The organism is Flavitalea sp., assembly GCF_035489435.1.
Classification (GTDB): Bacteria; Bacteroidota; Bacteroidia; order Chitinophagales; family Chitinophagaceae; genus DATHKG01.
On sequence record NZ_DATHKG010000026.1, the window covers coordinates 75,336 to 86,147 of the forward strand.

At 40.5% G+C, this 10,812-nt stretch carries 9 protein-coding genes; 6 read left to right on the forward strand and 3 right to left on the reverse strand.

What is annotated here, in order from left to right; all coding sequences use genetic code 11:
* Positions 1-2 precede the first annotated feature (2 nt).
* Complete coding sequence (locus tag VK664_RS04720) at positions 3-1,256, forward strand: DUF4062 domain-containing protein (RefSeq protein ID WP_461397463.1); 1,254 nt, start codon at positions 3-5, stop codon at positions 1,254-1,256.
* A gap of 126 nt (positions 1,257-1,382) precedes the next feature.
* Here VK664_RS04720 and VK664_RS04725 read toward each other — a convergent pair whose 3' ends face one another.
* Entirely contained in the window at positions 1,383-1,583 is a 201-nt protein-coding gene (locus tag VK664_RS04725; protein WP_461397464.1) for a hypothetical protein, read from the reverse strand.
* Between the two features lie 113 nt (positions 1,584-1,696).
* Positions 1,697-2,113 carry an OsmC family peroxiredoxin gene (locus VK664_RS04730; RefSeq protein WP_461397465.1) on the reverse strand — a complete coding sequence of 139 codons (417 nt, stop codon included), beginning with the start codon at positions 2,111-2,113 and terminating at the stop codon, positions 1,697-1,699.
* Positions 2,114-2,258: 145 nt separating this feature from the next.
* Between VK664_RS04730 and VK664_RS04735 the strand changes: the two genes are divergently transcribed.
* From VK664_RS04735 to VK664_RS04755, 5 genes are all read left to right on the forward strand, one after another.
* Complete coding sequence (locus VK664_RS04735; RefSeq protein ID WP_461397466.1) at positions 2,259-3,410, forward strand: serine hydrolase domain-containing protein; 1,152 nt, start codon at positions 2,259-2,261, stop codon at positions 3,408-3,410.
* Between the two features lie 278 nt (positions 3,411-3,688).
* Positions 3,689-4,894 carry an efflux RND transporter periplasmic adaptor subunit gene (locus tag VK664_RS04740; RefSeq protein WP_461397467.1) on the forward strand — a complete coding sequence of 402 codons (1,206 nt, stop codon included), beginning with the start codon at positions 3,689-3,691 and terminating at the stop codon, positions 4,892-4,894.
* A 4-nt stretch (positions 4,895-4,898) separates the two neighbouring features.
* Positions 4,899-8,057, forward strand: a complete 3,159-nt coding sequence (locus VK664_RS04745; protein ID WP_461397468.1) for an efflux RND transporter permease subunit — start codon at positions 4,899-4,901, stop codon at positions 8,055-8,057.
* A 30-nt stretch (positions 8,058-8,087) separates the two neighbouring features.
* On the forward strand, positions 8,088-9,485 hold the full coding sequence (locus tag VK664_RS04750; RefSeq protein WP_461397469.1) for a TolC family protein: 1,398 nt from the start codon (positions 8,088-8,090) through the stop codon (positions 9,483-9,485).
* A 28-nt stretch (positions 9,486-9,513) separates the two neighbouring features.
* Entirely contained in the window at positions 9,514-10,296 is a 783-nt protein-coding gene (locus VK664_RS04755) for a M90 family metallopeptidase (RefSeq protein WP_461397470.1), read from the forward strand.
* 80 nt (positions 10,297-10,376) lie between these two features.
* Here VK664_RS04755 and VK664_RS04760 read toward each other — a convergent pair.
* A partial coding sequence (locus VK664_RS04760; protein ID WP_461397471.1) for a hypothetical protein occupies positions 10,377-10,812 on the reverse strand: 436 nt, incomplete at its 5' end.

Sequence of the window (10,812 nt, forward strand, 5' to 3'; positions counted from 1 at the left end):
CCATGAAAATTTATATTTCGTCAACATTTGAAGATCTCAAAGATTATCGCGCTAAGGTCTACAATCAACTCCGCAAACTACGGCAGGATGTTATATCAATGGAAGACTATGTAGCAGGAGATCAGCGCCCTCTTGCTAAATGTTTGGAGGATATTGCTGACTGTGATATCTATGTCGGGATTGTTGCATGGCGTTATGGCTTTGTCCCGGCAAAAGAAAATCCTTCGAAACTATCTATTACAGAATTGGAATACCGGCAGGCGGCGAAATTAAAAAAACAGTGCCTCCTGTTTATTCTGGATAAAAATATAGCCTGGCGGCCGCAGTTTATGGATTCGCAATCCGGTGGCAAATCGGGCGGAAAAAATATTACCGATTTTCGGAACCGTCTCGGCGAACGCCATATGATTGGCTGGTTTACCACTGCTGATCAGTTAGCCAGTGATGTGGTTGCAGCAGTATATAAGGTACAATTCGAAGCCCGTGTTCTTACTGCTCCCAACACATCATCTGAAAAGATCTCAGAGAAAAAAGAGTCCCCCAAAACTGAAAAGATCTCAATAAAAAAAGAGTCCCCCAAAAAGGTCGCTCCGTCAAAAATGGCCGCTAAGCAACCCGGTAATCCAAAATTGTGGAAGCCCGGTTCCCTACTCCGTGTTAACTTTCTTGATGGTAATGCAAGACAAAAAAACCTGGTAAAGCGATTTGCTTCTATATGGAGTGCCTACGCAAATATTAATTTCCAATTTGACGAAGATAAATTAGGAGAAGTTCGGGTATCCTTTGACGAAAAAGACGGAGGTAGCTGGTCCTATGTCGGCACAGATGCACTTGCAGTTTCGTCCAATCTTCAAACGGTTAATTTTGGTTGGCTGAATGATAAGATCCAGGATACCGAAGCCGAAACGGTTATCCTAAAACAATTTGGCCATGTTCTTGGCCTGATGAATGAACACCAGAATCCTACAGCTAAAATCCCCTGGAAGAAAGAAGCCGTCTACAAAACCTACCAGGATCCCCCCAATTATTGGACCCGTAAGGATGTTGATCATATGATGTTTACGACCTGGAATAAAAACTTTTACCCGGTACAAAAACGTTTCGATCCTGAATCGATCATGTTCTATAGATTTCCTCCCGAATTTACCGGTGGAAAAATTATTACACCCGCTGAAGAAGGACTTTCGCAGGGAGACAAAGCATTCGTAGCTCGTCTTTATCCATTTGAATATTCAAAGCGAAACAAAAAGAAATAAACCAAATAAATGTATATGTAAACAGAAGGCCGTCCGGAGGCTGTACTGTTAATCCACTAATGAACCGCATGACAAGTTTGCAAAGCTTTGTCGGGCTGTACTTATGAGTTTTTTACTGAAGCAATTTCAAATTCCTTTTTCAATTCTTTTATCTTCTGATTTAATAGCATTCATAACGGTGATAATAGTGGGATTTGCGGACAAGATTTTGTCACTGCCTATATAATCTGTTATGAGTCCAGAATTTAGCATTTCAAGCCGTTTCCCTTCATAACCAGCAAGTTTATTAAACTCATTAATAATTACAGCCGCAGCTCCTTCCCGCATTTGATACAGATCATAATGCTGGTTACAACATTTTAAATGATGAAGAGCCAGTTTACATAAAATCAAAGCTATAATGAGATACCCATGATTTGAATACTTGAAAGTTTTTTGAATTAAGACACCAAATGAGCTTCGGAACTGATAGGTATTTTCAACGCCCTGGAGATCAGGCAATTTTGCTCTGCATCTTTGGTAATAGTTTCAAATTCTTCTGCGCCAACGCCAGGTACCGTACCAGTAATATTAAGATGTACAGCTGTGATGCTTAAACCTTCCATTGTTACTATAGCCTGAGTATCCAATGCTGTTGGATTCCATCCTTTTTCTGTTAATGCAGCACTAACAGCCATTGTAAAACACCCTGCATGAGCAACAGCTAATAATTCCTCTGGATTTGTGCCTGCTTCGCCTTCTGCAAAACGACTTTTAAAACTATAATTTGTTCTATTTAAAATACCACTTTGCGTAGTTAATTCGCCCTTACCTTCTTTTAGGTTACCTTCCCAATGTGCTTTTGCTGTACGTTTCATTTTTTTTATTTTAAAATTGTTGTCGTTATTGACAAGGCAAAATTGAAATAAAAAAAGGAAATTATACCGTGGATTAGTTCAATTATTTGGCAATTAGGTTCATCAAAAACCAATTCACTCTATGCTTCGTCGAAATTTTATTTCAATGAGTAGCAAAGCTGCCTTGTTAACTGTTGGCTTACCCGGAGCAATGATTTACGGTAATGATTGGCGAGTAGCTCTTCACCAACATCAACAACCAGAGCCCCTCGCAAAGGAACTCCAGAAACTGATCCTGCCAATAATGAAAGAAAGAAAAATACCTGGCCTCTCCATCGCTATTATCCGGGACGACCAGCTCAGCTGGAACGAAGGCTTTGGTGTGAAAGATGTGGTAACAAATTCAGCGGTAAATACAGACACGATTTTTGAAATAGCATCCATCAGCAAAACGGTGTTCGCTTATGCAGTTATGAAATTATGCGAGAAAGGTGTGATGAACCTTGATTCGCCACTGGTAAAGTATTCCAAGGAACGGTTCCTGGAAAATGATGGCCGCCTGGACATGATCACAGCGCGTCATGTGCTTTCTCACCAAAGTGGTTTTCAAAACTGGCGATCGCCTGGGGAGCCGTTGAGAATTAGTTTTACCCCTGGTACTGGCTTCGATTATTCTGGTGAGGGTTATTATTATCTGCAAAGAATTGTAACAGCGCTAACCGGAAAAACGGATACCAGCAACTGCGGTAATTATGAAGCAGATTTGCGTGTTTGTGCCACTGATATTGGCGATTACCTGGAAAAAAATGTATTAAAGCCACATGGCATGGTTTCAAGCGGATATGTATGGACACCCACGCTGGGCAAAAATGAAGCCCGTCCACATGATGTTGAAGGAAAACTAATACCGAAACCTCACCAAACAAAGACGGATCTTGCGAGATACGCATCTGCAGGTGGCCTGCTTACTAACGCAAAAGACTATGCGAAATTTATCATAGGTCTGTCTACTGCTAAAGAAAATGATCCATACCGGCTCAATAAAAATAGTTTAACGGAAATGGTAAAACCGCAGGTAAAATTGCCGGATAACCAAAAAATCGATGGCGCAGATTCCTGGGCTTTGGGATGGGCGGTCAAGGAAAGACAAGGCGGCAATATCATCCTGCATTCCGGTGGACAAACAGGGCTTAAGTCCCTGGCCATGGTGTCAATTGAAAAAAAAACAGGTTTTGTGATGCTTACTAATAGCGATAATGGCGGTTACCTTTTGTACAACGAATCATTGACTAATATCTTGAACCGACTGTTTGTGTGAAACCGCGATGATCCACCCCGCCTCCTGGAAGGCAAAAATGCTGTCAAATATTTTCAAACGGAAAATCTGGCCACAATATTTTATTGAAATGTCATTTTTATACATTGATGCTCCATTTGAGACGATAGTTATATTGTTTGCAACGTCTGTAATAACCTCAGAAAAGATCCCAATCTACATTTGTGCTGCAAATGGAAATACCAGCTGGTTTAACGACGCCGGGCGGCGGAATGAACCAACAGGCATCTAAAATTTTTAATCATAAATTATGCAACGCATTGAAAAACAATCAGGTTTTCATTGTCGGAGCCGGAACCGCCGGCCTGGCTCGGAAAGACAGCTTAGCCATTTTGCTTTTGGTATTGCTTTTTTATTCATGTGCTCCAAAAAAGACACCGGTAAAGCCAACTGCCAAAGATTATGCAGTACTTGTGGTTGAGCCAAGGCCGACTCTAACCTACACTGATTTTCCTGCTACCATACAGGGGCAGGAAGTAATAGAAATAAGACCGATGGTGGATGGTTACCTGCAATCAATTTATGTGAAGGAAGGTGCAGTAGTTAAAAAGGACCAGTTTCTTTTTAAAATAAAAAACCCTCAGTACGAACAGGCCGTAATTACATCCAGGGCGGCAATCAGTATTGCGATTGCTGATGTAAATGCTGCTAAAATGGATGTGGAAAAATTGAGGCCACTTGTAGAGAAAGATATTGTTAGTAAATATGAATTAGAATCGGCACAATATACACTGCAATCAAAAGAAGCTTCCCTGGCGCAGGCTTATGCTGCATTAGCCAACGCAAATACAAATGTAGGTTATACCTTAATACGGAGCCCTCAAAATGGGATCATTTCCACTATTCCTTATAAAATAGGGGCATTGGTAAGCAGCACGACTACGCTGCCCCTCACTACTCTTTCAGATATTGGTAATGTGTTTGCTTACTTTTCTATAAATGAAAAACAGTTACTTGCATTTTTAAATAATACAACAGGAAATACAATACAGGATAAGCTGAATACACTATCACAAGCAACTTTATTGTTAGCTGATGGAACAACCTATCCATTGAAAGGAAAAATAGAAACTGCAAGCGGCATTATCACAACAGAAACAGGCACTGCCAGCTTCAAAGCAACATTTCCAAATCCAATGGGCTTGGTACATAGTGGAGCCAGTGCTACCGTTCGTGTACCGCACCTGAATGATAGTGCGTTGCTTGTACCGCAATCCAGTTCTTACGAAATACAGGATAAACAATTCGTGTATGTATTAAAAGATAGTAACAAGGTTTTCAGTAGAGCTATCAATTCCAAACCAACCAATGACGGACAGTTCCTGATTGTACAAACAGGATTGATGCCCGGCGACAGGGTGGTAATCAATGGATCTGATTTGAATGATAGTACAATCATTATTCCGGGGTATATAAATGCGGATAGTTTATACAAACTGGGCACAATAGAGGGGAAAAGAAAATAAATATATGCTGAAATTATTTATAAATCGCCCCGTATTAAGCACAGTCATTTCTGTGCTGATTGTGTTGTTGGGCATCCTGGGTTTACTGAAACTGCCCATTGCCCAATATCCTAACATATCTCCCCCTACCGTCCAGGTAACTGCCAATTATCCAGGTGCAAGTGCTGATGTATTGCTTAAAAGTGTGATTGTGCCATTGGAACAACAAATAAATGGCGTGCAGGGCATGACTTATATTACTTCTTCCGCCACCAATACGGGCACAGCTTCTATCAGTGTTTTTTTTGCAATTGGTACCGATCCCAACCAGGCAGCTGTTGATGTACAAAACAGTGTTAGCGCCGCTACCAGTTTATTACCACAACCGGTTATCCAGGCAGGTATCACTGTAAAAAAGCAACAAAGCAGCAACCTGTTGATCCTCTCTTTGTATAGCGATAACCCGGCTTATGACCAGACCTTCTTACAAAACTATGCTGCGATCAACGTGATACCACAATTACAAAGAGTAAATGGAGTCGGCTTTGCAAATGTGTTTGGTTCTTCCATGACTTATTCTATGCGGATATGGCTGAAACCAGATTTGATGTCAGTTTATGGTGTAACGCCACAGGATGTTTCCAACGCATTGAATGAACAAAGTGTCCAGGCTGCACCTGGCAAGTTTGGTGAAAATGATAACCAGCCTTTTCAATATGATATAACTTATAAAGGCCAATTGCAATCACCTGATGACTATGGAAATATTATTATCAAATCAACTGCACCGGGGCAATACCTGCGATTAAAGGATATAGCCCGTATAGAGCTGGGAGCGCAGACGTACACCGGCTCTACTGTTACTGATGGCAAACAGGCGGTGGGAATTTCCATCAGTCAGACTCCGGGCTCGAACGCCAAAGATGTTGTTGATCAATCCAAAATAGTAATCGAGCATGCTGCAAAATCTTTTCCACCGGGAATAAAGTTTGTTTATCTCGTAGATGTGAACCAGGTATTGGATGCTTCGATAGATAAAGTATTGCATACACTAATCGAATGTTTCCTGCTGGTGTTTCTCGTTATATTTATTTTTCTGCAGGATCTACGTTCTACCATAATTCATGGCATATCTGTGCCCGTAGCCATCACCGGCACCTTCTTTTTTCTATACCTCTTTGGTTTCAGTATTAATTTACTCACCTTATTTGCTTTAGTGCTCGCCATTGGTATTGTAGTAGATGATGCCATCGTGGTAGTGGAAGCTGTGCATTCCAAATTAGAAAGCGGTTATAAATCACCACGTAAAGCGGCTATTGATGCCATGTCTGAAATATATGTTGCCATTATTTCAATTACATTGATAATGGCAGCGGTGTTCCTTCCTTTAACATTTGTTACCGGCTCTGCCGGTGTATTTTATAGACAGTTTGGTATTACAATGGCGATCGCCATTATGATTTCTGCAGTAAATGCATTGACACTTTGCCCCGCATTGGCTGCATTATTTTTAAGGCCGCCCAATCATGAAGAAAACACAAAAAAAAGAAACTTCAGACAGCGTTTTCAAATTGGCTTCAACACGGCATACGACAGTCTTATATCAAAGTATGGCCGATCTGTTCAGTATCTATCCGCGAAAAAATGGATTGTAATTGCTGCCATCTCATTGTTTGGTTGCGGATTTTATTATTTGATGAAATCAACTCCATCCAGCTTTGTACCCAGCGAGGATATGGGAACCATCTTTATCAACATCAGCCTTCCACCGGCTTCTACCAAAGAAAGAGTTCAGGTGGTAGCCCATGAGGTAGACAGTATTTCAAGTAGTTTGCCGGAAGTGGCACATACCATGGTTATCATGGGGCAAAATTTTATTTCGGGAACAGGCAGTTCGTTCGGATTGGTAACACTGCGCTTAATACCCTGGGGGCAACGTCCCCATGTAAGCCAAAGTGATGTGATAAAAACACTCCGCCAAAAAACATCGCATATCCGGGAAGGCAGTATTAATTATATGTCCCAACCTACTATCTCCGGATTTGGCAATAGCGGGGGTTTCACTTTTCAACTGGAGGATAAAGAAGGACATGCCGATGCGGATTTTTACAAAGTAGCACAGAATTTTTTGACAGCCCTTAATAACCGACCCGAGATACAATACGCGGCAACATCTTTCAACCCGAATTTTCCGAAATACCTGATGGATGTGGATGTTCCCAAATGTAAAGATGCAGGCATACTGGTAACTGATGTATTGAATGCCGTGGAAACCTTTTATGGCGGTTCCTATGTTTCCAATTTTAATGAGTTTGGCCAGCAATACAGGGTGATTGTGCAGGCAGACACTAACTACAGGGCGGCCCCGGCAGGACTGAACAAAGTGTTTGTAAAAACGGGGAGTGGGGCAATGGCCCCGATAACAGAATTTGTTACATTGAAAAGAATATATGGGCCGGAGACCGTTACCAGGTTCAATTTATATTCATCTATATCGGTTAGCGGCTCGCCAAACAATGGCTATACTACCGGTCAATCATTAACGGCAATTAAAGAAACGGCCGGACAGACATTGCCACCGGGCTACACTTTTGAATATTCCGGTATCAGCAGGGAAGAACAAAACAGCGGTTCACAAACAACTTACATTTTCATTTTATGCCTCGTCTTTGTGTACCTGTTGTTAAGCGCCCAATATGAAAGTTACCTATTGCCGTTTGCGGTATTGCTTTCCATGCCTGTTGGCTTAGCCGGTGTATTTGTATTTGCTAAATTATTCGGGTTGGATAATAATATCTACATGCAGATATCAGTAATCATGCTTATTGGGCTTTTAGCAAAGAACGCAATTTTGATGGTAACATTTTCTTTAGAAAGAAGAAGGAAGGGAATGGACCTTGTGCAATCTGCCATTGAAGGAGCAAAAGCGCGCCTGCGGCCGATTCTAATGACATCCTTTGCATTTGTTTTTGGATTGATGCCATTGATGTTTTCATCCGGCGTGGGAGCCAATGGAAACAGATCCATCGGTACAGGAGCCATTGGAGGAATGTTGTTTGGTACTTTGATAGGTGTATTTGTAATTCCAACATTGTATGTGATTTTCCAGGGATTACAGGAAAGATTACGAAGCAATAAAGTGAACGATGAAGCAGATGAGCCAAATGTAACGGCAGTTGCTTAAATAAATTATTCAGAGGAAAGAAAAATGAAAATGGAGTTACGAAATAAATTCAAATCTTACAGTTTATTGATGCCAGCATTGTTGTTGGCTGTCATGTTTTCTTCCTGTAAAGTAACCCAGCCATACCAGCGTTCTCCAGATATCGCAGACAATAAACTCTACCGTGATGTAAGCGCAACTGATACAACAACCATAGCTGCATTGCGCTGGAAGCAAATATTCACCGATACCATATTGCAATCGCTGATACAGGAAGGCATCAATAATAATTTAGATTTAAAAATTGCGGCTGCCCGGATAAAACAAGCTGATGCAGGTTTTAAGCAAAGCCGGCTTGCATTTTTACCAAATGTAAATGGAAATGCAGGAACAAATCTTTTAAAACTATCCGATGCACAGGCAGGTAATCATCAGGTGTATGAAATATATACAGGTATAAGTTGGGAAGCTGATTTATGGGGTAAATTAAAAAGCAGTAAAAGAGCTGCACTGGCTGCCTTGTTACAAAGTGATGCTTATAAACGAGCCGTGCAAACACAGTTGGTTGCTAATATTGCTACCAGTTATTACGCATTGATGGCCTACGATGCACAATTACTGATAACCTTAAAAACATTAGACAACAGGATACAGGATGCAGCAACAATGAAAATTTTAAAAGAAAGTAATGTAGTAACCGGGGCCGCCGTTGTGCAAAGCGAAGCCAATCGCTATTCAGTAGAAGTAACAATGCCTGATATAAAACAAAATATCCGGGTAACAGAAAATGCTATCAACATATTGTTGGGAAGAGAACCCGGCAGCATCGCAAGGGATAGCTTAGCTTTACAGGAAGTGCCAACCAATTTGAATACAGGTGTTCCATCACAACTGTTAGCCAACCGCCCCGATGTGCAGCAGGCCGAATACCAGTTGCGTTATTATTCTGAATTGGTTAATGTGGCCAAAACATATTTTTATCCAACACTTACCATTACAGCACAAGGGGGTTTATATAATAACAGCCTGTCACAATTTTTTAGCGCTTCCTCTATTTTTGGAAACATAGTTGGCGGATTAACACAGCCCATCTTTAATAATGGATTAAATAAGCAAAGGTTGAAAGTAGCTCAGGCGCAGCAGGAAGAATACTTTATAACTTTCAAACAAACTTTATTAACAGCCGGGCAGGAAGTATCCAATGCATTGTATGATTACCAGGCCGCATCTGATAAAATAATTAACCGTTCACAACAAATATTTTATTTACAAAAATCAGTTGACTATACAAAAGAACTTTTGAAATACACTTCAGCGACAAATTATACTGATGTATTAACATCTGAACAAAGTTTACTGGCTGCACAATTAAGCAGTATAAGCGATAAATTGCAGCAGTTACAGGCGGTAGTTACATTGTACAGGAGTTTAGGTGGCGGATGGAAATAGATTTTTTTAGTAAAATATCATTTAAAATATGCCGGAAATAATCTTCATAATTTCATTACTAATAATTGCTGCAATTATATACACTGCCCGTAGAAAAAAAACGCCCTTAACACAACCCGATTTTCAAACAGAAAAACAGATACTTGAGGAGCAGGTATTATTTTACAAGGGATTAACTGCGGAAGAAAAAATAAGGTTTGAAGAATCGCTGCAACTTTTTTTACAAAAAGTACGCATAACGGGTGTGAAAACAACTGTGGAAGATATAGACAGGATTTTTATAGCCGCCGCTGCCATTATCCCCATTTTCGCTTTTAAAAGCTGGGAATACAGAAATATTCACGAAGTGTTGTTATACCCCGATTCTTTTGACAAAGATTATCACATAGAAGGCCATGGACGGGATACACTGGGCATGGTAGGCAATGGCCCAATGCAGAATGTGATGATCCTGTCCCAACACGATTTGCGAAATGGATTTTTAAACCACACAGATAAATCAAATACTGCCATTCACGAATTTGTTCACCTGGTGGATAAAGCAGATGGAGATATAGATGGATTTCCAACAGCATTATTGCCTCATAAATATTCTTTGCCCTGGTTAAAACGAATACATGAAGAAATACAACAGATTAAAACTGGCGAATCGGATATTAACCCATACGCTGCTACCAGCGAATCGGAATTTTTAGCAGTAGCTGCAGAGTATTTTTTCGAGCAACCACACCTGATGAAACAAAAACATCCGGGATTGTTTGAAATGTTGGAACAAATATTTACTCCTCCTCCCACTATGCGATTAAATTAATTTTTTGCTCCTTTTTTTATTCAATTTAATTTCCTTTTTCACCTATTCGACTAGTCAGGAAAAAAGTAACGGCCCACAGACTAAAATGCCGCGATTTTCGAAAACTTCACATCATTCATTCGTTCTGTTGATACGTTAAAGCCCGTTACAGCCTTATCCCCGTTGCGCTTAAATTTTACCAGACCCATAAACCATATATCCCCGGAAAAAACATCCGGCTCAATAAGCGTTAGTTCGATGTCGTTTGTCCGATTGTTGGACGCCAATAATCTGCCGTTTTTAAAAGCCAGCGTAAATATCACTCCTAATTCATCGCTTTTGAAGTTCCCGGTATAATCGATTGTATTTTCTTTTGTAAGGGGTATATTTTTTATTCGTTCACCATGCATTTGTCTTTCATTTATCTGGAAGTCCAACTCATTGACTTCCCCTTCGCCATCTTTGAACTTTATGTTTGCACCAGGCCCAGGAATCGTAAAGGAGCTCTGGGAAATAGCCAGTAATGTGAATTTACCC

Excerpts from the sequence above, each read along its gene's own strand:
- VK664_RS04720 (WP_461397463.1), top strand. The coding sequence starts at position 3 with ATGAAAATTTATATTTCGTCAACATTTGAAGATCTCAAAGATTATCGC.
- VK664_RS04725 (WP_461397464.1), bottom strand. The coding sequence starts at position 1,583 with ATGCGGGAAGGAGCTGCGGCTGTAATTATTAATGAGTTTAATAAACTT.
- VK664_RS04730 (WP_461397465.1), bottom strand. The coding sequence starts at position 2,113 with ATGAAACGTACAGCAAAAGCACATTGGGAAGGTAACCTAAAAGAAGGT.
- VK664_RS04735 (WP_461397466.1), top strand. The coding sequence starts at position 2,259 with ATGAGTAGCAAAGCTGCCTTGTTAACTGTTGGCTTACCCGGAGCAATG.
- VK664_RS04745 (WP_461397468.1), top strand. The coding sequence starts at position 4,899 with ATGCTGAAATTATTTATAAATCGCCCCGTATTAAGCACAGTCATTTCT.
- VK664_RS04750 (WP_461397469.1), top strand. The coding sequence starts at position 8,088 with ATGGAGTTACGAAATAAATTCAAATCTTACAGTTTATTGATGCCAGCA.
- VK664_RS04755 (WP_461397470.1), top strand. The coding sequence starts at position 9,514 with ATGCCGGAAATAATCTTCATAATTTCATTACTAATAATTGCTGCAATT.